General features: G+C 72.5%; 22 protein-coding genes and 5 tRNA genes. 19 read left to right on the top strand and 8 right to left on the bottom strand.

Annotated features, from left to right (window positions below; all coding sequences use genetic code 11):
* Together ACZ3YL_RS34655 and ACZ3YL_RS34650 are read right to left on the bottom strand one after the other, a co-directional pair.
* Positions 1-137 (bottom strand): roadblock/LC7 domain-containing protein (locus ACZ3YL_RS34655; RefSeq protein WP_329882915.1); only part of this gene is annotated, 137 nt, incomplete at its 3' end.
* A gap of 10 nt (positions 138-147) precedes the next feature.
* On the bottom strand, positions 148-4,050 hold the full coding sequence (locus tag ACZ3YL_RS34650) for a sensor histidine kinase (RefSeq protein WP_465661312.1): 3,903 nt from the start codon (positions 4,048-4,050) through the stop codon (positions 148-150).
* 638 nt (positions 4,051-4,688) lie between these two features.
* On the opposite strand from ACZ3YL_RS34650, the gene ACZ3YL_RS34645 reads away from it, so the two are divergent.
* The 8 genes from ACZ3YL_RS34645 to ACZ3YL_RS34610 all read left to right on the top strand — a co-directional run bounded on the left by ACZ3YL_RS34645 (position 4,689) and on the right by ACZ3YL_RS34610 (position 8,276).
* The gene (locus ACZ3YL_RS34645; protein WP_188305675.1) at positions 4,689-4,907 is read left to right on the top strand and encodes a hypothetical protein; all 219 of its coding nucleotides are present in this window, start codon (positions 4,689-4,691) and stop codon (positions 4,905-4,907) included.
* Positions 4,908-5,177: 270 nt separating this feature from the next.
* Positions 5,178-5,978, top strand: coding sequence for a fumarylacetoacetate hydrolase family protein (locus tag ACZ3YL_RS34640; RefSeq protein ID WP_188305674.1), 801 nt, complete (start codon positions 5,178-5,180; stop codon positions 5,976-5,978).
* Positions 5,971-7,470 (top strand): glutamate--tRNA ligase, encoded by a 1,500-nt coding sequence (gene gltX / locus ACZ3YL_RS34635; RefSeq protein WP_188305673.1) that lies wholly within the window; start codon positions 5,971-5,973, stop codon positions 7,468-7,470. The genes ACZ3YL_RS34640 and gltX overlap by 8 nt, the downstream gene beginning before the upstream one ends.
* A gap of 272 nt (positions 7,471-7,742) precedes the next feature.
* Positions 7,743-7,814: transfer RNA gene (locus ACZ3YL_RS34630), tRNA-Gln, on the top strand.
* Positions 7,815-7,862: 48 nt separating this feature from the next.
* Positions 7,863-7,935: transfer RNA gene (locus ACZ3YL_RS34625), tRNA-Glu, on the top strand.
* A gap of 27 nt (positions 7,936-7,962) precedes the next feature.
* A tRNA-Glu gene (locus ACZ3YL_RS34620) sits at positions 7,963-8,035 on the top strand.
* Between the two features lie 26 nt (positions 8,036-8,061).
* A tRNA-Glu gene (locus tag ACZ3YL_RS34615) sits at positions 8,062-8,134 on the top strand.
* A 67-nt stretch (positions 8,135-8,201) separates the two neighbouring features.
* A tRNA-Gln gene (locus ACZ3YL_RS34610) sits at positions 8,202-8,276 on the top strand.
* Positions 8,277-8,420: 144 nt separating this feature from the next.
* Here the strand turns inward: ACZ3YL_RS34610 and ACZ3YL_RS34605 are convergent.
* Entirely contained in the window at positions 8,421-9,134 is a 714-nt protein-coding gene (locus ACZ3YL_RS34605) for an IclR family transcriptional regulator (RefSeq protein ID WP_030306825.1), read from the bottom strand.
* 232 nt (positions 9,135-9,366) lie between these two features.
* Here ACZ3YL_RS34605 and leuC point away from each other — a divergent pair, with 232 nt between their 5' ends.
* From leuC to ACZ3YL_RS34585, 4 genes are all read left to right on the top strand, one after another.
* Entirely contained in the window at positions 9,367-10,788 is a 1,422-nt protein-coding gene (gene leuC / locus ACZ3YL_RS34600) for a 3-isopropylmalate dehydratase large subunit (protein ID WP_188305672.1), read from the top strand.
* 3 nt (positions 10,789-10,791) lie between these two features.
* Entirely contained in the window at positions 10,792-11,388 is a 597-nt protein-coding gene (leuD, locus tag ACZ3YL_RS34595) for a 3-isopropylmalate dehydratase small subunit (protein ID WP_188305671.1), read from the top strand.
* 263 nt (positions 11,389-11,651) lie between these two features.
* Positions 11,652-11,921, top strand: a complete 270-nt coding sequence (locus ACZ3YL_RS34590; protein ID WP_465661317.1) for an SCO5555 family protein — start codon at positions 11,652-11,654, stop codon at positions 11,919-11,921.
* A gap of 133 nt (positions 11,922-12,054) precedes the next feature.
* Positions 12,055-12,765, top strand: coding sequence for an HU family DNA-binding protein (locus tag ACZ3YL_RS34585; protein ID WP_188305670.1), 711 nt, complete (start codon positions 12,055-12,057; stop codon positions 12,763-12,765).
* A 225-nt stretch (positions 12,766-12,990) separates the two neighbouring features.
* On the opposite strand, the gene ACZ3YL_RS34580 is transcribed toward ACZ3YL_RS34585, so the two are convergent.
* Together ACZ3YL_RS34580 and cofC are read right to left on the bottom strand one after the other, a co-directional pair.
* Positions 12,991-13,215 (bottom strand): hypothetical protein, encoded by a 225-nt coding sequence (locus tag ACZ3YL_RS34580; RefSeq protein ID WP_188305669.1) that lies wholly within the window; start codon positions 13,213-13,215, stop codon positions 12,991-12,993.
* Between the two features lie 38 nt (positions 13,216-13,253).
* The gene (gene cofC, locus ACZ3YL_RS34575) at positions 13,254-13,937 is read right to left on the bottom strand and encodes a 2-phospho-L-lactate guanylyltransferase (protein ID WP_465661309.1); all 684 of its coding nucleotides are present in this window, start codon (positions 13,935-13,937) and stop codon (positions 13,254-13,256) included.
* A 236-nt stretch (positions 13,938-14,173) separates the two neighbouring features.
* Between cofC and ACZ3YL_RS34570 the strand changes: the two genes are divergently transcribed.
* From ACZ3YL_RS34570 to ACZ3YL_RS34560, 3 genes are all read left to right on the top strand, one after another.
* A complete protein-coding gene (locus tag ACZ3YL_RS34570) occupies positions 14,174-15,007 on the top strand; it encodes a lysophospholipid acyltransferase family protein (RefSeq protein WP_188303268.1) in 834 nt (277 codons plus the stop codon).
* A 14-nt stretch (positions 15,008-15,021) separates the two neighbouring features.
* On the top strand, positions 15,022-16,005 hold the full coding sequence (locus tag ACZ3YL_RS34565; RefSeq protein ID WP_188303290.1) for an NAD(P)H-dependent glycerol-3-phosphate dehydrogenase: 984 nt from the start codon (positions 15,022-15,024) through the stop codon (positions 16,003-16,005).
* A gap of 118 nt (positions 16,006-16,123) precedes the next feature.
* On the top strand, positions 16,124-17,269 hold the full coding sequence (locus tag ACZ3YL_RS34560) for a D-alanine--D-alanine ligase family protein (protein ID WP_188303269.1): 1,146 nt from the start codon (positions 16,124-16,126) through the stop codon (positions 17,267-17,269).
* 59 nt (positions 17,270-17,328) lie between these two features.
* On the opposite strand, the gene ACZ3YL_RS34555 is transcribed toward ACZ3YL_RS34560, so the two are convergent.
* Both ACZ3YL_RS34555 and ACZ3YL_RS34550 read right to left on the bottom strand, forming a co-directional pair.
* Positions 17,329-17,847 carry a DUF3515 family protein gene (locus ACZ3YL_RS34555; protein ID WP_188303270.1) on the bottom strand — a complete coding sequence of 173 codons (519 nt, stop codon included), beginning with the start codon at positions 17,845-17,847 and terminating at the stop codon, positions 17,329-17,331.
* A gap of 20 nt (positions 17,848-17,867) precedes the next feature.
* Positions 17,868-18,101, bottom strand: a complete 234-nt coding sequence (locus ACZ3YL_RS34550) for an Lrp/AsnC family transcriptional regulator (protein WP_188303271.1) — start codon at positions 18,099-18,101, stop codon at positions 17,868-17,870.
* Between the two features lie 226 nt (positions 18,102-18,327).
* Here ACZ3YL_RS34550 and ACZ3YL_RS34545 point away from each other — a divergent pair, with 226 nt between their 5' ends.
* From ACZ3YL_RS34545 to thiD, 3 genes are all read left to right on the top strand, one after another.
* Positions 18,328-19,293, top strand: a complete 966-nt coding sequence (locus ACZ3YL_RS34545; protein WP_188303272.1) for a thiamine-phosphate kinase — start codon at positions 18,328-18,330, stop codon at positions 19,291-19,293.
* A gap of 167 nt (positions 19,294-19,460) precedes the next feature.
* Positions 19,461-20,486: an ATP-dependent 6-phosphofructokinase gene (locus tag ACZ3YL_RS34540; RefSeq protein ID WP_188303273.1), complete on the top strand. Its 1,026-nt coding sequence runs from the start codon at positions 19,461-19,463 to the stop codon at positions 20,484-20,486.
* A 23-nt stretch (positions 20,487-20,509) separates the two neighbouring features.
* On the top strand, positions 20,510-21,307 hold the full coding sequence (gene thiD / locus ACZ3YL_RS34535; protein ID WP_188303274.1) for a bifunctional hydroxymethylpyrimidine kinase/phosphomethylpyrimidine kinase: 798 nt from the start codon (positions 20,510-20,512) through the stop codon (positions 21,305-21,307).
* A 145-nt stretch (positions 21,308-21,452) separates the two neighbouring features.
* Here thiD and rpmB read toward each other — a convergent pair whose 3' ends face one another.
* Complete coding sequence (rpmB, locus tag ACZ3YL_RS34530) at positions 21,453-21,638, bottom strand: 50S ribosomal protein L28 (RefSeq protein ID WP_014138233.1); 186 nt, start codon at positions 21,636-21,638, stop codon at positions 21,453-21,455.
* Positions 21,639-21,889: 251 nt separating this feature from the next.
* Between rpmB and ACZ3YL_RS34525 the strand changes: the two genes are divergently transcribed.
* Positions 21,890-23,551, top strand: a complete 1,662-nt coding sequence (locus ACZ3YL_RS34525; RefSeq protein WP_465661305.1) for a DAK2 domain-containing protein — start codon at positions 21,890-21,892, stop codon at positions 23,549-23,551.
* The last annotated feature ends 240 nt before the right edge of the window (positions 23,552-23,791 follow it).

Here is a 23,791-nt window from a genome sequence, read left to right as displayed (position 1 = left end):
GCGCGGTCGCGCGGGAAGCCTTCCGACATGCACAGCAGGAGGCCGTCCGCGGAGACCACCACGGTGTGGGACACCCCGGGGGTGTTGTCCACGAAGTTGGTGATCAGCCAGTTCAGGTTCTGTGCGGCCTGGCTCATCTGGTTCAACTCAACGCTCCTGGTGATCTGCGCCGTTGCCGTCGCTCCGGCCACCGAAACTATCGAATCCGGGCTGCTGGGCACCATGCTGGAAGCCCGGCTGGTTGGCGGCCTGCTCGGCCCCGGCCCGGCGGCCCTGCTGGATGCCGCGGCGCAGGTTGGTCAGCCGGCCGCGGACTTCCTCGGGGGCGCGGGAGACCTGGGGACCGGTCAGCGGGGAGGCCTCGGCGGTGCCGGAGACCAGGTTGGCCTGCGGGGTCCGCCGGGGGAGACCGGACATGGTGACACCGCTGGTCGACGGCTCGCGGACCTGCTCGGCCCGGCGCCAGCGCTCGTCGTTCGCGGACGGGCGCCAGGGCGCGTCACCCTGGCCCGGCTGGCCCGGCTGGCCCGGCTGGCCCGGCTGGCCCTGCGGGGCCTGCTGCTGCGGTGCCTGGGCCTGCGGGGCCTGCCGGGGCTGCTGCCGCGGGGCCCGCTGCGGACGGCCCGGCTCCTGGAACTCCGGTGCGGCGGTGCCGGGCCGGCGCGGCTGGTACGCCGGGGGCCGGGTCTGCTGCTGGTCCTGCGGCTGCGGGTACCAGGGCTGCTCGCCGGTGGCGTCGGACGGGCCGGTCGGCAGCGCCATCGGCTCCTGACGCTGCGGCTGGGGCTGCTGCTGCGGGGCCGGCTGCTGCGGGGCCGGCTGCGGCTGGGCCGGGTTCGGCACGCTCGGCAGCACCGGCTCCACCAGGCCGAGGCCCAGCGGGTCACGCGGGTCGATCTGGCTGGCCTCGAAGCGCGGCCGGGCGAACTGCTGGGTGCTCTCCAGTGGCGCCGGCTCGGCCGACGGCAGCGGCTGGGGCTGCTGCTGCGGGGGCAGCTGCGGCTGGCGGCCCTGCGGCGGCGCGTCCGGGCCGGGGCGCTGCGGACGGCGCTGGCCCGGCTGGCCCTGCTGGCCTTGCGGGGCCGGTCGGCCCTGCTGACCCGGACCCTGCGGACCCTGCGGACCCTGCGGACCCTGCGGCGGGCCCTGACGGCCGGGGGCGCGCTGCGGCAGGCCGTCCTGCGGACGGTTGCCGGGCCGGGCGCCCTGCTGCTGCGGGGCACCGGGACCGCCCGGACGGCCGTGCTGCGGCTGCTCGCCGGTGCGCGGGGCCGGAGCGCCCGGACCGCCGTTGGCCTCGCCGGCCGGGCGCGGACGCTCCTGGCCGGGGCGGCCCTGGCCGCGGCGCGGCAGGCCGTTCGGGGCGCCCTGCGGCGAGCCCTGCGGCGGACCCTGACGGCCGGGGGCGCGCTGCGGCAGGCCGCCCTGCGGCGACTGCTGCTGCTGGCCCTGCTGGCCCGGAGCCTGCTGACCGGGGCCCTGCTGACCCGGACCCTGCTGACCCGGACCCTGCTGACCGGGGCCCTGCTGGGCGGGAGCCTGCGGTGCGGGGGCCGGTCGGCCCTGGCCACGTCGGCCCGGCTGACCCTGGCCCTGCTGACCCTGACCCTGGCCCTGCTGACCCTGACCCTGGCCCTGCTGGCCCGGAGCCGGCTGGCCCGGCAGGACGGGGTTCTCGCGAAGCGACTGTCCGACCTGCCGGGTCGGCAGTCCGGCCAGCCCGCCGGCCCGGCCGCCGGGCGCCCCCGGGCCGTTCGGCGCGGCGGGAGCACCGGGCGCACCGGGAGCCGCCGGGGCGGCCGGACCGCCCTGGCCGAGCTGCGGACGCCCGCCCTGCGGGGCACCGCCGGCCGGGCCCTGGCCGAGCGCGGCCGGGCCGTTCTGGCGGCCGGGCGGCACCTGGCGCTGCTGGCGCGGCGTCGGGGCGACCCCGCGCTGCTGCTTGCCCTGGCCACCGGGGCCGGGGCGGCCGGGGGCGCGGCGGTCGGCGGAGTTGGTGACGTCGACGGGGAGCATGACCAGCGCGGTGGTGCCGCCGGAGTCGCTGGGGCGGAGCTGGATCCGGATGCCGTGTCGCAGGGACAGGCGGCCGACCACGAAGAGGCCCATGCGGCGGGAGACCGAGACGTCCACCGTCGGCGGGTTGGCGAGGCGCTCGTTGATCTCGGCGAGGTCGTCCGGGCTGAGGCCGATGCCGGTGTCGTGGATCTCGACCAGCACCCGGCCGTCCGGCAGGGCGTGGCCGGTGACCCGGACGCGGGTCTGCGGGCTGGAGAACGAGGTGGCGTTCTCCAGCAGCTCGGCGAGCAGGTGGACGAGGTCGTTGACGACGCGGCCGGCGACCTCGGCCGACGGCACGGCGGCGAGCTCGATGCGCTCGTACTGCTCCACCTCGGAGGCGGCGGCGCGCAGCACGTCGACCAGCGGGACGGGCCTGGTCCAGCGGCGGCCCGGGTCCTCACCGGCGAGGACGAGGAGGTTTTCGCCGTTGCGGCGCATGCGGGTCGCGAGGTGGTCGAGCTTGAACAGGTTGGCCAGCTGGTCCGGGTCGGCCTCGCGGCTCTCCAGCTCGGAGATGAGCGACAGCTGGCGCTGGATCAGGCCCTGGCTGCGGCGCGAGAGGTTGGTGAACATCGCGTTGATGTTGCCGCGCAGGAGGGCCTGCTCGGCGGCGAGGCGGACGGCCTCGCTGTGCACCATGTCGAACGCGTGCGCCACGTGGCCGATCTCGTCGGTCGAGTCGACGGCGACCGGCTCGACGGTGGTGTCGACGTCGTGCGGGTCGCTCTCGGAGAGCGTCTTGACCAGTTCGGGCAGGCGGCGCTCGGCGACGTCCTCGGCCGCGGTCTGCAGTCGGGTCAGCGAGCGCACCATCGAGCGGGCGATCAGACCGGCGCCGCCGAGGGCGACGAGCAGGGTCAGGGCGACGGCGGCACCGATGATCAGGGCCTCGGTGTCGGCCTGGGACTGGAGGTCCTGGGCCTTTCCGTCGAGGTCCTCGATCAGCTTGGACTCGATCCGGCGCTCGGCCGTGATCTTGGTGGTGGCCTTCTCGTACCAGTCCTTGTACGAGACCGCCTCGGTCTGGTGGATGCCGCCCGGCTGGAGGATCGAGCGCGAGTAGCGGTCGGCTTCGGCGACCACGTTGTTGTAGCTCAGCTGCCCGCGCAGGTTGTCCAGGTCGTGCGCGGTGTAGATGTTGTTGAAACTGGTGAGCGCGTTGTCGTACGTGGTGCGCAGGCGGATGCCGAAGGACTCGTCGCTCGCGCTCAGGTCGGGGGCCTTGGGGTTGGCCAGACCGGCGCTGATCAGCGCGCGCTGCTGCGAGGTGGCGTCCTTGGCCAGCGAGAACTGCTGCAGGGCGCGGGTGGCGACCAGCAGGTCCTTGTTGTTCGAGGCGAGCGCGATGTCCTGGGTGATGCCCAGCAGGTCGCGGATGATCACGTCGTAGGCGGTGATCGTCGCCTGGATGTTCTGGTTGTTCTGGTACGGCGTGTTGCGCGCGTCCGCGATCGAGTTCAGGTCCTTGCGGATCTGGAACAGCAGGGCCTTCCCGCCGGAGAGTTCGAGGTTCTCGAACTTGTCGGAGGAGGCGGTGAAGGTGCGGCTGAGGTCGTCGGTGGACTTGCGGGCGGCGACGATCTCGTCGTCCATCGGGTCGTTCGGACGGTTGGTGATGTAGCCGGCGCTGATGTCGCGCTCGGTCTGCAGGGCGTCCGCGAGGTTGGTCGCCTTCTTGGCCAGGTCGGACAGGTTGGCCATCTGGGCGAGTTGCTGGGAGTTCTCCAGCGAGGTCTGGATGCGCAGGCCGCCGAGGACCAGCGAGACCAGGATGGGCAGCGCGAGCAGGGCTATCAGCCGGGTGCGGATGCGCCAGTTGCGCATCGCGAGCCGGCTCAGACCGGTGGCGCGGCGCCTGGTCAGGGTGGTCCGGAGTTTGTCCCGGGCGGACTTCCGGTCCTGGCCGTCCTCGTCCGGGCGGCCGGAGGCCTCGGGCGTCACGGGGTCGGTCGGGCCGCCGGGGGCCGCCGCCTGTTGAGGGGCTGCCACAGGCTCGCGCGACTCCGGGTCACCCGCAGCGCCGCTACCCCTTTTGAAACGTCCCTGCACTGGCGTCGCAACCTCTGGACCGGGCGTCCCGCCGCGTCGCCACGGCCTGGACGGTGTCGAGTTCGTCCGCACCCCGGCCGGTCCGGGAGAGCGGGTCGCCGGGGTGGACTGCTCCCTACCCACGGTCCGTGGCATTCCAGCACAGCGAGGGAATCCCAACAAGGGCCGCTGGAACCTGTCGCCGGGTACTACCGACCGCATGCGGAATCTCACTGACTGTGCGGTAACGGGACCGGAATACCGCCTTTTTCGGACACTCGCCGGATACATGCCAACGTGACCCGAGATCGACAAGAGTCGCAGACCTGCCGAAATGCCCGTTGTGGGCGTAATGTCGGGTAATTCCGATGCGGCGATATGTCGGATATTCGTGATTTGTGCATAAATCTGTGAGCAAAATCACAGACTAATGTGTAGCTTTGGTCACGGCCTCTGTGGAATGAGATCTCGTAACCTGGGCTGTCTCCGGAGCACGGCCCCGATCAGCCTGCCCAGAACCCCTCCGAATCAATCGGAATCACGCAGGCCGGCGCGGAATCCCTGGCGATCCGCCCGGCCACGACCACGAGGTGCTCTCGATGTCCCTGGCGAAGAAGGCCACCAAGTCCACGCTGCCCTGCCGCTCCACGGCGAACCCGCGCCGGACCACGCTGGCCTCGGTCGAGGACTTCAGCGCGATCCCGGGTGCCCGCAAGGCCGAGGACGTCGTCACGTACGCCACCGAACTGCCGGGCAGCACCGCCAACCCGCGCCGCACCCAGCTGATGGTCGCCCCGGTCGTCGCTCCGCTGGCCTGACCGACCCGGCGCCGCCGAGGGCGTGGTGGCCCCCGCATCAGCGGGGGCCACCACGCCCTCGGCCGTTTCCCGCCCGCTCGCCGCCGGGGGCTCCGGCCCCGGGTCGGGGCGGTTCCACCCCAACCGCGCTGAACAGGGGCAAAGCGGTCACCGGAGGCCCCACGCGATAGCCTGGGCGACGATTGACGGGGCCGCGCCCGTGACGGGCGAGGCGCCCAGCAGCGCCCGGGGGCGCCCCGGGCGGCCGACGAAGCGAGGGGTAGCCCAGCCGTGCGCATTGCCAGGTTTTCCGTCCGGGAGGGGAGTCCTGCCGCCGGCAGCGTCTCCTTCGGCGTGGTCGAGGGGGACGCCTCCCAGCCCGACTCGCTGGTCGTCCACGAGCTGGCCGGCCACCCGTTCGGCCAACCCCAGCCCACCGGCGAGAGCTACCGCTTCCGGGACGTCCGGCTGCTCAGCCCGATGCTCCCCAACAAGATCGTGGCGGTCGGCCGCAACTACGCGGCGCACGCGGCGGAGCTGGGCAACGACGTCCCGGACGTCCCGCTCACCTTCTTCAAGCCGTCCACCTCGGTGATCGGCCCGACCGAGAACATCGCGTACCCGCCGTTCTCCTCGGACGTCCACCACGAGGCCGAACTCGCCGTGGTGATCGGCCGGATGTGCCGCGAGGTGCCGCTGGACCGGGTGCCCGAGGTGATCCTCGGCTACACCTGCGCCAACGACGTCACCGCCCGGGACGTCCAGCAGCGCGAGGGCCAGTGGGCCCGGGCCAAGGGCTTCGACACCGCCTGCCCGCTCGGCCCGTGGATCGAGACCGACCTCGACCCGGCCGACCTCGCCATCACCTGCACGGTCAACGGCGAGCTCCGCCAGGCCGGTCGCACCTCCCTGATGATCCGCTCGGTCGCCGAGCTGGTCGTCCACATCTCCGAGGCCATGACGCTGCTGCCCGGCGACGTCATCCTCACCGGCACGCCCGCAGGGGTGGGCCCCCTCAATGTCGGCGACGAGGTCGCCGTCTCCATCGAAGGCATCGGCACTCTCACCAACAAGGTGATCAAGCGTGGCTAACACTGACCCGGCCGTCCGGGTTCGCTTCTGTCCGTCCCCGACCGGCAACCCCCACGTGGGCATGGTCCGCACGGCCCTGTTCAACTGGGCCTACGCCCGCCACACCGGCGGCAAGCTGGTCTTCCGGATCGAGGACACCGACTCCGCCCGCGACTCCGAGGAGTCGTACGGCCAGCTGCTCGAGGCCATGAGCTGGCTCGGCCTGGACTGGGACGAGGGCCCGGAGGTCGGCGGCCCGCACGCGCCGTACCGCCAGTCGCAGCGGATGGACATCTACGCCGACGTCGCCCGCCGCCTGCAGGAGGCCGGCCACGCGTACCACTGCTACTGCAGCACCGAGGAGCTGGACGCCCGCCGCGAGGCCGCCCGCGCGGCCGGCAAGGCCTCCGGCTACGACGGCCACTGCCGCGACCTGACGGCCGACCAGGTCGCCGTCTACAAGCTGGAGAAGCGCGAGCCGATCGTGCGCTTCCGGATGCCCGACCGGACCATCTCCTTCGACGACCTGGTGCGCGGCACGCTCACCTTCGAGCCGGAGAACGTGCCGGACTACGGCATCGTCCGGGCCAACGGCGCCCCGCTGTACACCCTGGTCAACCCGGTGGACGACGCCCTGATGGGCATCACCCACGTGCTGCGCGGCGAGGACCTGCTGTCCTCTACCCCGCGGCAGATCGCGCTGTACGCGGCGCTCGCCGAGATCGGTGTCGGCGACGGCACCACCCCGCGCTTCGGCCACCTGCCGTACGTGATGGGCGAGGGCAACAAGAAGCTCTCCAAGCGCGACCCGCAGTCCTCGCTCAACCTGTACCGCGAGCGCGGCTTCATCCGTGAGGGCCTGCTCAACTACCTGTCCCTGCTGGGCTGGTCGCTGGCCGAGGACCGCGACCTGTTCGACATGGACGAGATGGTCGCCGCCTTCGACGTGGCCAAGGTGAACTCCAACCCGGCCCGCTTCGACCTGAAGAAGTGCGAGGCGATCAACGCCGAGCACGTCCGCCGGCTGGCTCCGGAGGACTTCGTCCGGCGCCTGGTGCCGTTCCTGCAGGCCCCCGGCCTGCTGCCGGCCGAGCCGACCGCCGAGCAGCTGGACCTGCTGGCCCGGATCGCGCCGCTCACCCAGGAGCGGATGGTCGTGCTCAGCGAGATCGTGAACATGGCCGGCTTCCTGTTCGTCGACCCGGCCGACTTCGCGGTGGATCCGGACGACGCCGCCAAGGTGCTGACCGCGGACGCCCGTCCGGTGCTGGAGGCCAGCGTCAAGGCGCTGGAGGAGCTCGCGGACTTCACCCCGGAGCCGATCCAGGCCGCGCTGCGCGAGGCGCTGGTGGAGGGCCTGGGCATCAAGCCCAAGTTCGCCTTCACGCCGCTGCGGGTGGCCGTCACGGGCCGCCGGGTCTCGCCGCCGCTGTTCGAGTCGATGGAGCTGCTCGGCCGCCCCGAGACGCTGCGCCGGCTCCGCTCCGCCCTGGACGCCCTGCCGGCCGCCTAGGAACCGCCTAGGAACCACCCGGGACTCGTCCCGGTGGGCCGCTGAGCAGCCCGTGGGCCCGGCTCCGTGCCGGGCCCGCGGCGCACCCGGAGGTCACCGGACGGCCTCCCGGCCGCTGCCTGCGGTTATCGATTTTGGAGCCAGGGCAGACGTCGGGTAATGTTCTTTCTGCGCCGCCCGGGAGGGAACGGACGAGGGAGCGAAAGCCCCGCGGACCGGGACCGATCGAGAGGCGCAACGCCTGAGAGGGGCTCACAGGAGCTCAACTCTGGTGGGGTATGGTGTAATTGGCAGCACGAGTGATTCTGGTTCATTTAGTCTAGGTTCGAGTCCTGGTACCCCAGCGCAGTACGATCGGCAACGATCGCATCGCAGTACAAGTGAAGATCCAAGCCCCCGTTGTGTAGCGGCCTAGCACGCTGCCCTCTCACGGCAGTAGCGCCGGTTCGAATCCGGTCGGGGGTACTGGTCCCGCAAGGGACCGCCTGGAAAGCCCCCGTTGTGTAGCGGCCTAGCACGCTGCCCTCTCACGGCAGTAGCGCCGGTTCGAATCCGGTCGGGGGTACTGATCTCGCAAGGGATCGCCAGGATGCCCCCGTTGTGTAGCGGCCTAGCACGCTGCCCTCTCACGGCAGTAGCGCCGGTTCGAATCCGGTCGGGGGTACTTCAGAGCAGGAAGCCGGTGGCTGTGTTCTTCCCAAAGGACATGCCCATCGGCCCTTGCTTTGTGTTGGGGTATGGTGTAATTGGCAGCACGAGTGATTCTGGTTCACTTAGTCTAGGTTCGAGTCCTGGTACCCCAGCCAGAAATTGGAAAGGCCCCGCCCGGCGGGGTCTTTTTGCTTTTCCGGTCAGTGCTTTCGAAGGCCCCCGCTCGGAGTCGAGCGGGGGCCTTCGGCGTTTTCGGTGGGGGAGCGGGGAGTGGGGGCGGGTGGGGGATTTCGGCCGGATCAGCTCCGGCGCAGCGCCTCGGTGAGCCGGTTCGCGGCCTCGATGATGGCCTGGGCGTGCAGCCGGCCCGGGTGGCGGGTCAGGCGCTCGATCGGGCCGGAGACGGAGACGGCGGCCACCACGCGGTTGGAGGGGCCGCGCACGGGCGCGGAGACGGACGCGACGCCCGGCTCCCGCTCGCCGATCGACTGGGCCCAGCCGCGCCGCCGAACGCCGCTCAGCGCGGTGGCGGTGAACCGGGCGCCCTGGAGACCGCGGTGGAGCCGCTCCGGCTCCTCCCAGGCCAGCAGGACCTGGGCGGCCGAGCCGGCCTTCATCGGCAGGGTGCTGCCGACCGGGACGGTGTCCCGCAGGCCGGAGAGCCGCTCGGCGGCGGCCACGCAGATCCGCATCTCGCCCTGGCGGCGGTAGAGCTGCGCGCTCTCGCCGGTGACGTCGCGCAGGTGGGTCAGGACCGGGCCCGCGGTGGCGAGCAGCCGGTCCTCGCCCGCCGCGGCGGAGAGTTCGGACAGCCGGGGGCCGAGGATGAACCGTCCCTGCATGTCCCTGGTGACCAGACGGTGGTGTTCGAGTGCGACGGCGAGTCGGTGGGCCGTGGGGCGCGCCAGACCGGTGGCGGCGACCAGCCCCGCCAACGTGGCGGGGCCCGACTCCAGTGCGCTCAGCACCAGAGCGGCCTTGTCGAGAACGCCGACGCCGCTAGAGTTGTCCATGCCCTAAGACTGCAGTCTCAGTCCGCGAGACGCAAGTTCAATCTTGCCGGAAAAGCGCCACTCTGGATGCAGCAGCCCGGGAGACATCCAGGATGGGGCCTCGTCAGAGTGTCCGCATCGTGGACAGCGATCCGGCGTGCAAGGTCGCGCGAACCCGCTCCGCACGGGCGGCGTACGCAGTGACCTCGACGACACGAGAAGGCCGGCAACGCGGCCGGCTGGAGGGAATCCGATGGGACGGACACTCGCAGAGAAGGTCTGGGACGACCACGTCGTGCGGCGCGCGGAGGGGGAGCCCGACCTCCTCTTCATCGACCTGCACCTGCTCCACGAGGTGACCAGCCCGCAGGCCTTCGACGGCCTCCGGCTGTCCGGCCGTACGGTCCGCCGCACCGATCTGACGATCGCCACAGAGGACCACAACACCCCGACCCTGGACATCGACAAGCCGATCGCCGACCCGGTCTCCCGGGTGCAGCTGGAGACCCTGCGCCGCAACGCGGCCGAGTTCGGCGTCCGGATCCACTCGCTCGGCGACGTCGAGCAGGGCGTGGTGCACGTGGTCGGTCCCCAGCTCGGCCTGACCCAGCCCGGCACCACCGTGGTCTGCGGCGACTCCCACACCTCCACCCACGGCGCCTTCGGCGCGCTGGCGTTCGGCATCGGCACCAGCCAGGTCGAGCACGTGCTGGCCACCCAGACGCTGCCGCTGGCGCCGTTCAGGACCATGGCCGTCACCGTCGAGGGCGAACTGCCCGACGGCGTCACGGCCAAGGACCTGATCCTGGCCGTCATCGCCGAGATCGGCACCGGCGGCGGCCAGGGCTACGTCCTGGAGTACCGCGGTTCGGCGATCCGGAGCCTGTCCATGGAGGCCCGGATGACCGTCTGCAACATGTCCATCGAGGCGGGCGCCCGGGCCGGGATGATCGCCCCCGACGACACCACCTTCGAGTACCTCAAGGGCCGTCCGCACGCCCCGCAGGGCGAGGACTGGGACGCCGCCGTCGAGTACTGGCGGACCCTGAGCACCGACGAGGACGCGGTGTTCGACCACGAGGTGGTTATCGACGCCGGCCGGCTCACCCCGTTCGTCACCTGGGGCACCAACCCCGGCCAGGGCGCCCCGCTCGGCGCCGACGTCCCCCACCCCGAGGACTTCGCCGACCCGCAGGAGCGCGTGGCCGCCGAGAACGCCCTGAAGTACATGGGCCTTGAGGCGGGCACCCCGCTGCGCGAGGTGGCCGTCGACGCCGTCTTCGTCGGGTCCTGCACCAACGGCCGGATCGAGGACCTGCGCGCCGCCGCCGCCGTACTGGAGGGCCGCAAGGTCGCCGACCGGGTGCGGATGCTGGTCGTCCCCGGTTCCGTCCGGGTCGCCCTGCAGGCCGTCGAGGAGGGTCTGGACAAGGTGTTCACCGCCGCCGGGGCCGAATGGCGGCACGCCGGCTGCTCGATGTGCCTGGGCATGAACCCGGACCAGCTCGCCCCCGGGGAGCGCTGCGCCTCCACCTCGAACCGCAACTTCGAGGGCCGGCAGGGCAAGGGCGGCCGCACCCACCTGGTCTCCCCGCAGGTCGCCGCCGCGACCGCCGTCCTGGGCCGTCTGGCCGCTCCGTCCGACCTGTCCGCAACCGTCGCCGTGGAGGCCTGAGCCATGGAGAAGTTCACCACCCACACCGGCCGGGCCGTCCCGCTGCGCCGCAGCAACGTGGACACCGACCAGATCATCCCGGCCCATTGGCTCAAGAAGGTCACCCGATCCGGTTTCGAGGACGGCCTGTTCGAAGCCTGGCGCAAGGACGAGTCGTTCGTCCTCAATCGGCCCGAGCGCCAGGGCGCCACGGTCCTGGTGGCCGGCCCCGAGTTCGGCACCGGCTCCTCCCGCGAGCACGCCGTCTGGGCGCTGCAGAACTACGGCTTCCACGCGGTCATCTCCACGCGCTTCGCCGACATCTTCCGGGGCAACTCGCTGAAGAACGGTCTGCTGACCGTCATGCTGCCCCAGGAGACCGTGGAACGCCTCTGGTCGCTCACCGAGAGTAACCCTTTGGCCGAGATCACCGTTGATCTGGAGAAGCGGGAAGTCCGGGCCGAAGGCGTCACCGCGCCCTTCGAACTGGACGACAACGTCCGGTGGCGGCTGCTCAACGGCCTCGACGACATCAGCATCACCCTGCAGAACGAGGCCGACATCGCCGCCTACGAGGCGACCCGTCCGGCGTTCAAGCCCCGTACTCTGCCGGTGTCCTGAGTTCCCCTCAGAACAAGCATTCTGACGATCGACCGGATGGCCCGCGCTCCCCTTCGGGGGGGCCGGGCCATCCGGCGTTCCGGAGCACGAGTTAGCGCCGGGTCCTCCCCGGATTGCCCATTCGGCTTTGCGGAAGAGGGCCCCGCGCAAGTACAACTGCGGGTAGATGGCACAATCAGTACATGCACCGGCACCATGAACCTCCGTACGCGGGCGGCGAACCCGCGTCCGAGGAGTCCACGGGCCGGGGATCCGAACGCCGAATTGACGATCGGCCGGACGTCACCTCCGCAACACCAGCTGAGGCGTCGGACGACCCGGAAGTCGCTGCGCTCTACGCGCTTGTGGCCGAGCGGTTGAAGCAAGCTCACGCCCGCGTGCATGCGCTGAACGTGTCTGTCGATGCAAAGACCGCTCTCACCCGTCAACTGCTCATCGTCACGGAGACCGCCAAGCGCGATCTTCCGGAGGCGGCAAGGCGGTTGAGTCGCTTTGTACATGACCTCGACGAGGGGCACCCGCCGCTCGACTGAGGTCGCGGACGCGCAAATCCATTGCGACACTAGGGTGATTCGCGCGTTTGGTAATTGAAAGTCCGCAGATACATACCTAACGTGCGAAAAGAACGGATGGAATCATCCGGCGCCCGTTTCCGAAGGGGAAGACGTGAACAAGGCTCAGCTTGTCGAAGCGGTGGCCGAGCAGCTGGGCGGTCGCAAGGCTGCCGCAGAGGCCGTCGACGCAGTGCTCGACACCATGGTCCGTGCCGTTGTGGCCGGTGACCGGGTTTCGGTCACCGGTTTCGGCACCTTCGAGAAGGTGGAGCGCTCCGCGCGCTTCGCCCGCAACCCGCAGACCGGCGAGCGGGTCAAGGTCAAGAAGACCTCGGTGCCCCGCTTCCGTCCGGGCCAGGGCTTCAAGGACCTGGTCAGCGGCAGCAAGAAGCTGCCGAAGGAAGGCCCCTCGGTGAAGAAGGCCCCCAAGGGCTCGCTCACCCCGGGCAAGACCGGTGTCGCCGCGACCCCGGCCGCCAAGCGTGCCGCCACCAAGCGCGCCGCCGCTGCCGCCGCCGCCCCGGCCGCCACCAAGAAGGCCGCCGCGAAGAAGGCGACCACCACGGCTGCCGCCAAGAAGACCACGGCCACCGCCGCCAAGAAGGCGACCGCCACCAAGAAGGCCACCACGGCCGCCGCCGCCAAGAAGACCACGGCGACCGCGACCAAGAAGACGGCCGCCGCCAAGAAGGCGACCACCACCGCCGCCGCGAAGAAGACCACGGCCACCGCCAAGAAGGCGACCGCCACGGCCAAGAAGACGGCGCCGGCGAAGAAGACCGCCACCCGCAAGACCACCGCGCGCAAGACCTCTGCCAAGTAAGTCCCGCGCGACTGTCCTCGGACGGCCTTCGGCTCAGAGCCGCGGCACCCCCTTCCGTGAATTACGGAGACCGGGTGGCCGCGGCTCTTTCGATTTCCGGGCGCTTAGTCAGGATTCGACGGCAGCCCTCGGCCGGGCGCGGAAAACCGCGGGATCGGCGGAGACCGGGGAGGACGGCGGGACGGGGTCGTCGCCCGCCGGCGGCGTCAGCGCGCGGTGACGGGATCAGCGTCCGTCGGCGGGGTCGGGAAAGGTCTGGAGCGTCACGAAGACCACCCGGCGGGCCTCGCCGGCGCCCTCGGTGCGGATCCGCACCCGCTGGCCGGGACGCAGCAGTAGCAGGCCGCCGGCGTCGAAGGCGGCCGCGTCGAACGGCACCGGGGTCCCGTCGTCGAGCAGCACGGAGCCGGCCCGGGTGGCGGGGTCGAAGGTGAACGCGGTGGCCTGCATGCCAGCAGCATAGCGAGCGGGCCGGGCGGGCCCGCTGGTCAGGAGCGCTCCAGACGCGCGAACAGCGCACTGGTGTACGGGCCGAGGCCGAGCGTCGCGGCCTCGCCGAGGTCGGCCCCGGTGTCGACGTCCCGGCGGACCGACTCCACGTCCGCCAGGCGCAGTTCGAGCGCCCCGCCGGCCGCGTGCCGGGCCCGCGAACCGTCCCCGAAGGCGGGGGCGAGCGGCCGGCCGGCGGAACTGGCCAGCAGGGTGGTGCCGAGCCCGGGGGTGTCCGGCAGGAAGGCCCGGCCGTCCGGCGGCACCGCGCCCAGCACCCGGGCGAGTTCGGCCGGGCGCAGGGCCGGCAGGTCCGCCGAGAGGGCGGCCAGCGGCGTCCGCGGGGCGAGCGCCAGGGCGGCCGAGGCGCCGTGCGCCAGCGCCCGGTTGAGGCCGCCGCCGGGCTCGTCCGCGACCACCACGGCGCCGAGCTCGGCCAGCCGCGCACCTGCGGTGGCGTCCGGGGTGACCACCAGGACGCGGGCGACGCCCGGGGTGGCCAGCGCGGCGCTGACCGTGTCGAGGGCGAAGGACAGGGCCAGCTCGGCCCGGTGCGGCCCCGCGTACGGGGCCAGTCGGCTCTTCGCCAGGGCGAGCGGCTTGAGCGGCAGCACCAGCGACCAGTCGGCGGCGGGTGCGGCGGGCGCGACGGGCCCGGTGGGGCGTACGGTGTCCTGGGTCATCGGCGTCATTGTGTCGTCGGTGCCGGAGCCCTCGCCAGGCCGTCCGAGCTGTGCGGACGTGCGTTTGATCACGCCCGCCCGGTGGGTTGGCGCGGCCGCTCGACAGCCGGTGAGCAGGCGGGCGACACTGTTCCGCGCCCGGCACCCGGGCGCCGCTCGCAGGTCGCAGCGGTGCGCGGCACCGGAGGCCATGACCGCGGCACCCCACGTGCCGCATCGGATGAGAAGGAGCTGGGGTGGCCCGCCGCTCGTACGCCAAGTTCGGCAACGCCGACTACGGCATCTGGTACCGCTTCGCGGCCGTGCTGGTGAAGCCGGTGACGACCGCCTTGGTGAAGCCCGACTGGCGGGGCTGGGAGCACATTCCCAGGAAGGGCGGCTTCATCGCCGCGGTGAACCACAATTCGATCATCGACCCGGTGATCTACGCGCACTGGCAGTACAACAGCGGGCGTCCGCCGCGGATCCTCGGCAAGTCCTCGTTGTTCTCGATCCCCTTCATCGGATTCATGCTGCGCAAGACCGGCCAGATTCCGGTGTTCCGCGAGTCCACCGACGCGGCCCAGGCCTTCCGGGCCGCGATCGACGCCGTCAACAACGGCCAGTGCGTGCAGTTCTACCCGGAGGGAACGCTCACCCGGGATCCGGACCTGTGGCCGATGACCGGCAAGAACGGGGTCGCCCGGGTCGCGCTGATGACCGGTGCGCCGGTCATCCCGGTCGCGCACTGGGGCGCCCACGAGATCATCCCGCCGTACGGCCGGGCCGGTTTCGGCAAGGGCAGGTTCAACCTGTTCCCGCGCCACCGGGTGACGGTGACCGCAGGGCCCGCGGTGGACCTGAGCAAGTACCAGGGCATGGAACTCACCGCCCAGGTGCTCAACGACGCCACCGAGGACATCATGGCGGCCATCACCGACGTCCTGGCCGAAGTCCGCGGCGAGCAGCCGCCGGCCGAGCGCTACGACATGCGCAAGGCCGCCCGCGAGCGGGCCGCCGTCGCGATCGCCGAACGCCGCCGGGCCAAGGGCCCCAAGGACGGCAACGACGGTCAGGGGGCGGGCCGGTGACCCGCTGCGCCGTGATGGGGACGGGCTCCTGGGGCACCGCGTTCGCGATGGTGCTGGCCGACGCCGGCTGCGAGGTCGTGCTGTGGGCCCGCCGCCAGGAACTGGTGGACGCCGTCAACACCACCCACGAGAACCCCGACTACCTGCCGGGCGTCCGGCTGCCCGACACCGTCCGGGCCACCACCGACGCCGCCGAGGCGCTGGCCGGCGCCGACTTCGCGGTGCTGGTGGTGCCCTCGCAGACGCTGCGCGACAACCTGGCGGCCTGGACGCCGCTGATCGAGCCGCAGACCGTGCTGGTGAGCCTGATGAAGGGCATCGAACTCGGCACCGCCAAGCGGATGAGCGAGGTGATCGACGAGGTCACCAAGGTCGGCCCGGATCGCGTCGCGGTGGTCAGCGGGCCCAACCTGGCCAAGGAGATCGCCAACCGGCAGCCCGCCGCCAGCGTGGTGGCCTGCACCGACGAGGCCGTCGCCAAGCGGCTCCAGGCGGCCTGCCACACGCCGTACTTCCGGCCGTACACCAACACCGACGTGATCGGCTGCGAACTCGGCGGCGCCGTCAAGAACGTGATCGGCCTGGCCGTCGGCATGGCGGCCGGCATGGGGCTCGGCGACAACACCAAGGCGACCCTGATCACCCGCGGACTGGCCGAGACCACCCGGCTCGGCGAGGTGCTGGGCGCCGACCCGCACACCTTCGCGGGACTGGCCGGGATGGGCGACCTGGTCGCCACCTGCTCCTCGCCGCTGTCGCGCAACAACACCTTCGGGATGAACCTGGGCCGGGGCATGTCGCTGGCCGAGACCATCGCGGCCACCCGGCAGACCGCGGAGGGCGTCAAGTCCTGCGAGTCGGTGCTGGACCTGGCCCGGCGCAGCGGGGTCGACATGCCGATCGTCGAGGCCGTGGTGGACGTGGTGCACAACGGGCGGCCGACCCAGGAGGCGCTCCAGGCGCTGATGTCCCGCTCGGCGAAGGCGGAGCGGCGCTGAGGCGCTGCCCGCCCGTCCCCGCCCGTCCCCGCCCGGGCCCCGGGCCGGGACACCCCGGCGCCCCGCGGGCCGGCGTTGACTTCCCGGAAACAGCTCGCACGGTAGTCTCAAACCCGATATGAGCATCGAACAGACCTCCCCGAACCCGTCCGCCCCGAAGCCGCGCGTGGCGCTGGTCTTCGGCGGGCGCAGCTCCGAGCACGCGATCTCGGTCTCCACCGCGGGCAGCGTTCTCCGGGCGATCGACCGTGACAGGTACGACGTGCTGCCGATCGGCATCACCCACGAGGGCCGCTGGGCGCTGACCAGCGACGAGCCGGCCCGGATGGCGATCACCGACGGCAGGCTGCCGGACGTGGCGCACGTCGCCGAGGCCGTCGACGGGCAGGTCGCGCTGCCGGTCTCGCCGGGCAGCCGGGAGGTGCTGCTGAGCGAGCCGGGAAGCGCGCCCAAGGCCCTCGGCCAGGTCGACGTGGTGTTTCCGCTGCTGCACGGCCCGTGGGGCGAGGACGGCACCCTGCAGGGCCTGCTGGAGCTCTCCGGCGTCCCGTACGTCGGCAACGGCGTGCTGGCCAGCGCGGCCGGCATGGACAAGGAGTTCGCCAAGCGGATCCTGGCCTCGCACGGCCTGGGCGTCGGCCACTACACGATCGTGCGGCCGCGCGACTGGGAGACCGAGCAGGGCCGGGCCGCCGTGCGCGAGCGGGTCGCCGAGCTCGGCCTGCCGGTGTTCGTGAAGCCCTGCCGGGCCGGCTCCAGCATCGGCATCACCAAGGTCAAGGACCTGGCCGAGCTGGACGCCGCGATCGAGGAGGCCCGCCGGCACGACCCCAAGCTGATCATCGAGGCGGGCGTGTCCGGCCGCGAGATCGAGTGCGGGGTGCTGGAGTTCGAGGACGGCCCGCGGGCCAGCGTCCCGGCCGAGGTGCTGGTCGGCGAGGGCTTCGACTTCTACGACTTCGAGGCCAAGTACATCGACTCCTCCGAGGTCCGGATCCCGGCCGAGCTGACCGCCGGGGAGGTCGCGGAGATCCAGCGCCAGGCGGTGGCCGCGTTCGAGGCCTTCGGCTGCGAGGGCCTGGCCCGGGTGGACTTCTTCCTGCTGGAGGACGGCTCCTGGATGATCAACGAGATCAACACCATGCCGGGCTTCACCCCGATCTCCGCCTACCCGAAGATGTGGGAGGCCAGCGGGATCTCCTACGCGGAGCTGATCGACCGGCTGCTGCAGACCGCGCTGCGCCGCTCGACCGGGCTGCGGTAGCGGAGCCGTACGCGTCGCGGGGGCGGGCCGGAGGCTTCCGGCCCGCCCCTCGCACGTGCTCAGCCCGGGACGCTGGCCTTGACCGCGCCGGTCAGGGCGGCCGCCGGGTCGAAGGGGTTCTGCGCGGCGCCGGCCGGGACGGTCACCTCGACGTAGGCGGCCCGCATGGTCGTCACGAAGCGGTAGCCGCCGTCGCCGAGCTGCTGCGACCACCAGGTGACGTCGTCGACGGTCGGGGACCAGTCCTTGGCGTGCTCGCCGTCCAGCTCCTCCGGCCGGTCGACGCCGCACCGCAGCACCACCCGGGGCGAGTCGCCCCAGGCGGCGGTGTACGGCGAGGCCGGCGACGGGTCCTTGCGGGCGTGACCGAGCAACCGCGCCGGCAGCGCGGCGGCCAGCGTCCGGCAGTAGTCCGCGGCCTTCCCGCTCGGCCGCGGCACCTCGACGTCCTGGTCGGCCGAGCCCCAACTGCCGACCAGCAGCACGACCGTGCAGGTCAGTGCGGCGGGTAGGGCCAGCCAGCGGACCGGCGCGGGGAGCCCGGTCAGCGCCTCGGGGATGCGGAGTTCTCTGGCCACCCGCCGATGGTAGCCGGGCCCTACAGGTGGACCACCGGACAGGTGAGGGTGCGGGTGATGCCGTCCACCTTCTGGACCTTGGCGACCACCATGCGTCCGAGGTCGTCCACCGTCTCGGCCTCGGCCTTGACGATCACGTCGTACGGACCGGTGACGTCCTCGGCGGTGAGGACACCGGGGATCTTCGCGATCGTCTCGGCCACCGCGGTGGCCTTTCCTACCTCGGTCTGGATCAGGATGTATGCCTGTACCACGGGTGACCTCCCGGCGGCCGGTTGGGGGGATCGCCGCCGTGATCGCCCGGTCTGGCGCAGTGGTGGATGCGGGCTCACCGGCAGGCTGATCACCACGCTACCGCGCAGCGGGCCGGGGAGGGGAGACTTCCGTGCTCCCGAAGGGCGTACGCTGCGCGCGGGGGAGCGACGGGGACCGGATTCCGGATGGCAGCGCCATCCGGGAAGGAAAGGCAGAGGACGGCAGATGCAGGGGACCGTGGGCGAGCTCGGCGAGTTCGGCCTCATCAGGGAGCTGACCGCCCGGGTACCGCTCACCGACGCGGTCGACCTCGGCCCCGGGGACGACGCCGCGGTGGTGAAGGCCCCGGACGGCCGGGTGGTGGCCACCACGGACGTCCTGATCGAGAACCGGCACTTCCGCCGGGACTGGTCCACCGCCTACGACGTGGGCCGCAAGGCCGCCGCCCAGAACCTCGCCGACGTGGCGGCGATGGGCGCCGTGCCGACCGCGATACTGCTCGGGCTGGTCGCCCCCGCCGACCTGCCGACCACCTGGGCCACCGAGCTGATGGACGGGCTGCGCGACGAGTGCCAGGTCGCCGGGGCCACGGTGGTCGGCGGTGACGTGGTGCGCGGCGACACCGTCACGCTGGCGATCACGGCACTCGGCGACCTCCAGGGGCGCGCGCCGGTGAAGCGCTCCGGCGCCCAGGTCGGCGACGTGATCGCGGTGTGCGGCTGGCTGGGCTGGTCGGCGGCCGGACTGACCGTGCTGCAGCGCGGCTTCCGCTCCCCGCGCGCCTTCGTCGAGGCGCACCGCCGGCCCGAGCCGCCGTACCACGCGGGGCCGGCCGCGGCCGAGTTGGGCGCGACCTCGATGATCGACGTGAGCGACGGGCTGGTCGCCGACCTCGGCCACGTGGCCCGGGCCAGCGAGGTGGACATCGACCTCAAGGCCGCCGACTTCGACGTGCCGACGCAGATGGCCGACATCGGCCAGGCGGTCGGGGTGGACCCGCTGGTCTGGGTGCTGTCCGGTGGTGAGGACCACGCGATCGTGGCGACCTTCCCGCGCGGGGTCCAACTCCCGTCCCGCTGGCGGGTGGTGGGCGAGGTGACCGGTCGCCCGCGGGGCTCGCGCAGCGGCCGGGTGACGGTGGACGGCGCACCCTGGGACCGGGTCGGCGGCTGGGACCACTTCGCCGAGTGAGCTACGGCGCGATGACGATCCGGAGTGGACGCCGGTACGGCGCGTGACGCTCCGGATGTGCGGCGGGCGGGATTCGGTGGTGCGTTTTGCGTAGGCTTGCGCCATCCGAGCCCGCCCGCCGTCCGGCGCGGGTGGTCTGAACCACTGCGAGCGGGAGCACACCACACATGCGCATCGGTGTACTGACCAGCGGCGGCGACTGCCCCGGTCTCAACGCGGTGATCCGCTCGGTGGTGCACCGGGGAACGGACGTCCACGGCGACGAGATCGTGGGCATCGAGGACGGCTTCCTCGGCCTGATCGAGGGTCGCGCCCGGCCGGTCTCGCACGACGACGTCACCGGTCTGCTCACCCTCGGCGGCACCATCCTGGGCTCGGCCCGGGTGCGGCGCGAGCGGATCGCCTGGGCGGTGGAGAACGCCAAGACGCTGGCCCGGGACATCGGCATCGACGCGCTGATCGCGATCGGCGGCGAGGGGACGCTGACCGCCGCCAAGCTGTTCAGCGACGCCGGACTGCCGGTGGTCGGGGTGCCCAAGACCATCGACAACGACATCGACGCCACCGACGTCACCTTCGGCTTCGACACCGCGGTGCACGTGGCGACCGAGGCGATCGACCGGCTGAAGACCACCGCCGAGTCCCACCAGCGCGTCATGGTCGTGGAGTTGATGGGCCGGCACACCGGCTGGATCACCCTCACCGCGGGCATGGCCGGCGGCGCGCACGGCATCCTGATCCCGGAGAAGCCGTTCGACATCGAGGCGGTGGCCCGGATGGTCGAGGACCGCTTCGCCCGCGGCAAGAAGTTCGCCATCATCGCCGTCGCCGAGGGCGCCGGCCCGATGCCCGGCACCATGCGCTTCGACCACGGCGAGGTCGACCAGTACGGCCACCGGACCTTCGGCGGGATCGGCAACCGGCTCGCCCACGAGCTGGAGAACCTGCTCGGCAAGGAGGCCCGCCCGGTCATCCTCGGCCACACCCAGCGCGGCGGCACCCCGACCGCCCGGGACCGGGTGCTCGCCACCCGCTTCGGCTGGCACGCGGTGGAGGCCGTCCACCTGGGCGCTTTCGGGCACTTCACCGCGCTGCGCCGGACCGGCATCGAGCTGCTGCCGATCGGCGACGCGATCACCCGGCTGAAGACGGTGCCGGAGGACCGCTGGGCGGAGTCCGAGGCGGTGCTCTGAACCGTCGCGGGTAGGTTGGGTCCATGTCCTCCACCGCACCTCCCCGCGTGCTCACCGTCGCCGGCTCCGACTCCGGCGGCGGCGCCGGCATCCAGGCCGACCTCAAGGCGATGCTCGCCCTCGGCGTCCACGGCATGAGCGTGATCACCGCCGTCACCGCGCAGAACTCGCTCGGCGTCCAGGGCTACTGGGAACTGCCCGCCGAGGCCGTCCGGGCGCAGTTCCGCAGTGTGGTGGACGACATCGGGGTGCAGGCCGTGAAGACCGGGATGCTCGCCTCGGTCGAACTGGTCGAGACCGTCGCCGCCCTGCTCGCCGGGGTGGACGCCCCGGTGGTGGTCGACCCGGTCGGAGTCTCCAAGCACGGGGACGCGCTGCTGGCCGCCGAGGCGGTGGCCACCGTCCGCGAGCGGCTGCTGCCGGTCGCCACCGTGGTCACCCCCAACCTGCACGAGGTGACGCAGCTCACCGGCCGCACCGTCGAGGACGAGTCGCAGATGCGGGCCGCCGCCGAGGCGCTGCTGGACCTCGGACCGCGCTGGGTGCTGGTCAAGGGCGGCCACCTGGCGGGCGAGGCCGCCGACCTGCTGTACGGCGGGCCCGGCGAGGTGCACTGGTACCGCGCGCCGCGCTACGACAACCGGCACACCCACGGCACCGGCTGCACCCTGGCCAGCTCGATCGCGGCCGGCCTGGCCAAGGGCGAGTCGGTGCCGGAGGCGGTGGGCTCGGCCAAGGAGTACATCACCGGCGCGATCGCAGGGGGCTTCGCGCTGGGCGCCGGGATCGGCCCGGTCGACCACGCCTGGCGCTGGCGCTAGCCGGAAACGGATGATGGGCGGGCTCCCAGGGGAACCCGCCCATCACCGGTGCGTCCGGAAGAACGTGACCGGCCCCGGAAACAGCGAAGCCGGTTCATCCGGGGATGAACCGACTCACTGGAGGACCGGCATGCCGGTCTGCGCGTCAGCGCGAGACCTTACCGGCCTTGATGCACGAGGTGCAGACGTTGAGCCGCTTCGGCGTACGCCCAATCACAGCGCGCACCGTCTGAATGTTGGGGTTCCAACGACGGGGGGTGCGGCGGTGAGAGTGGGAGATGCTGTTGCCGAAGCCCGGCCCCTTGCCGCAGACGTCGCAGTTGGCAGCCACAGGAGTCACTCCAAGACTTCAGATCAGATACTTTCGAAAACCCACTCACCCACCAGAACACTCGCGTGAACCGGACCGGACAAGGGGGTGAGCCTGGACGGTTCCAGGCAACCGGAAGAGCATACAACGCTTGCTTCCGTCCCACGAAACTACCATGACCGGCCGAGTGATCGCTCCGGTCGCCGACCCCGGTGACCCTCCCCGGCCCCCGATAACCTGCCGGTATCACCCCTCGCCGTCGCCCCCCGGCCATGTCGGCGTCCCGTTCCGGAGGAGACCTGGTGCTGCACACGCTCGACGCCCCGGCCGTGCGCACCTGGTGCCAGCTCGCCCTGCGCGCGCTCGGCCAGGCCCGCGAGGAGATCGACGCGCTCAACGTCTATCCCGTCGCGGACGGCGACACCGGCACCAACCTCTACCTGACCGTCGAGTCCGCCGCCGCCGAGGTGGAGAGCCGCTTCGCCGACCCCGCCGCCGGCCCGGCGCCCGGACTGGCCGACGCCGTCCGGGCGATGGCCCGCGGCGCGCTGATCGGCGCCCGCGGCAACTCCGGGGTGATCCTCGCCCAGTGGCTGCGCGGCACCGCCGAGACGCTCGCCGAGGGCGGCGGCGGCGAACAGCTGCGGGCCGCCCTCCAACGGGCCGCCGACTCCGCCTACCAGGCCGTCGCGGAGCCCGTCGAGGGCACCCTGCTCACCGTCGCCCGGGTCGCCGCCCGGGAGGCGGTCCGGGCCGGGGACGGCCTCGCCCAGGTCGCCGACACCGCCTACCGGGCCGCCCGGGACGCGCTGCGGCACACCCCCGAGCAGCTCGCCGTGCTGGCCGAGAACGGGGTGGTGGACGCCGGCGGGCGCGGCCTGGTGGCCGTCCTCGGGGCGCTCGCCGACGCCGTCGCCGGGCAGCAGCCGATGGGGCCGGTCGCGCTGCGCGGGGACGTCCGGGCGGTGGAGAGCTGCGAGGTGCACCTGCGGCCGCCCGGCCCCGGCCACCCCGCCTTCGAGGTCATCTACCTGCTGGACGCGCCGGACGAGGCGCTGCCCGCGCTGCGCGAGCGGCTCGCCCGGCTCGGCGACTCGCTGGTGATCGGCGGCGGCGACGGCCTGTGGAACGTGCACGTCCACGTGGACGACGCGGGCGCCGCCGTGGAGGCCGGGATCGGGGCCGGGCGCCCGCACCAGATCCGGATCACCCACTTCGCGGAGGCCGCCGCCCGGGCCGGCACCGCAGCCGAGCGCGGCGAACGCGAGGAGCGGACCCGCGCGGTGCTCTCCGTGGTGTCCGGCGACGGACTGGCCGAGCTGTGCGAGCAGGCCGGCGCCGTCGTCCTGCACGCCGACCCGGACCGCCGCCCGGCCAGCGCCGAACTCGCCGACGCCGTCCGCCGCTCGGCCGCCCGCGAAGTGGTGCTGCTGCTCAACGACCCCGAACTGCGCGCCGCCGCCGGGGCCGCCGCCGACCAGCTGCGCGAGGAGGGGGTGCGGATCGCCGTCCTGCCCACCCGCTCGCCGGTGCAGGGTCTGGCGGCCCTCGCGGTGCACGAGGGCGGGCGCCGCTTCGACGAGGACGTGGTCGCCATGACCTCCGCCGCCGGGGCCACCCGGTACGCCGAACTCGCCGTCGCCGAGGGGGAGTCCTGGACCATGGCCGGGGTCTGCCAGGCCGGCGACGTGCTCGGCCTGATCGACGGCGACGTCGCGGTGATCGGCGCCGGACTGGCCGAGGTCGGCGAGAGCGTGCTGGACCGGATGCTCGGCGCGGGCGGCGAACTCGTCACCCTGATCCTCGGCGAGGGCGCCGACCGGATGCTCGCCGACCGGCTGGTGGCACACGTCCGCCAGCAGCGGCCGGAGGTGGACTCGGTGGTCTTCCACGGCGGGCAGGGGTTCACGCCGCTGCTCATCGGGGTGGAGTGAGGCGCCCGTTCGGTTCGGAGGCGAGCGGGCGAGCACCCGCCCCGAGTCGAAGGGGCGCGCCGGTGGCGAAAGGGAGAAGCGACCAGCGAGGTACGAGTGCCGGAGGGCCGACCGTCGGCACCGGGTCCGAGCGCCCCGGGGGCGGGCGGGCGAGCACCCGCCCCGAGTCGAAGGGGCGCGCCGGTGGCGAAAGGGAGAAGCGACCAGCGAGGTACGAGTGCCGGAGGGCCGACCGTCGGC

This window comes from Kitasatospora sp. NPDC023176, from assembly GCF_055560495.1.
The sequence above is the reverse complement of the archived record's forward strand: the minus strand, read 5'-3'. Positions and strand labels throughout refer to the sequence as shown.

Excerpts from the sequence above, each read along its gene's own strand:
- ACZ3YL_RS34565 (WP_188303290.1), top strand. The coding sequence starts at position 15,022 with ATGGGGACGGGCTCCTGGGGCACCGCGTTCGCGATGGTGCTGGCCGAC.
- ACZ3YL_RS34580 (WP_188305669.1), bottom strand. The coding sequence starts at position 13,215 with ATGCAGGCCACCGCGTTCACCTTCGACCCCGCCACCCGGGCCGGCTCC.
- thiD (WP_188303274.1), top strand. The coding sequence starts at position 20,510 with ATGTCCTCCACCGCACCTCCCCGCGTGCTCACCGTCGCCGGCTCCGAC.
- ACZ3YL_RS34605 (WP_030306825.1), bottom strand. The coding sequence starts at position 9,134 with ATGGACAACTCTAGCGGCGTCGGCGTTCTCGACAAGGCCGCTCTGGTG.
- cofC (WP_465661309.1), bottom strand. The coding sequence starts at position 13,937 with ATGACCCAGGACACCGTACGCCCCACCGGGCCCGTCGCGCCCGCCGCA.
- ACZ3YL_RS34545 (WP_188303272.1), top strand. The coding sequence starts at position 18,328 with ATGCAGGGGACCGTGGGCGAGCTCGGCGAGTTCGGCCTCATCAGGGAG.
- leuD (WP_188305671.1), top strand. The coding sequence starts at position 10,792 with ATGGAGAAGTTCACCACCCACACCGGCCGGGCCGTCCCGCTGCGCCGC.
- ACZ3YL_RS34525 (WP_465661305.1), top strand. The coding sequence starts at position 21,890 with ATGTCGGCGTCCCGTTCCGGAGGAGACCTGGTGCTGCACACGCTCGAC.
- leuC (WP_188305672.1), top strand. The coding sequence starts at position 9,367 with ATGGGACGGACACTCGCAGAGAAGGTCTGGGACGACCACGTCGTGCGG.
- ACZ3YL_RS34560 (WP_188303269.1), top strand. The coding sequence starts at position 16,124 with ATGAGCATCGAACAGACCTCCCCGAACCCGTCCGCCCCGAAGCCGCGC.
- ACZ3YL_RS34645 (WP_188305675.1), top strand. The coding sequence starts at position 4,689 with ATGTCCCTGGCGAAGAAGGCCACCAAGTCCACGCTGCCCTGCCGCTCC.
- ACZ3YL_RS34540 (WP_188303273.1), top strand. The coding sequence starts at position 19,461 with ATGCGCATCGGTGTACTGACCAGCGGCGGCGACTGCCCCGGTCTCAAC.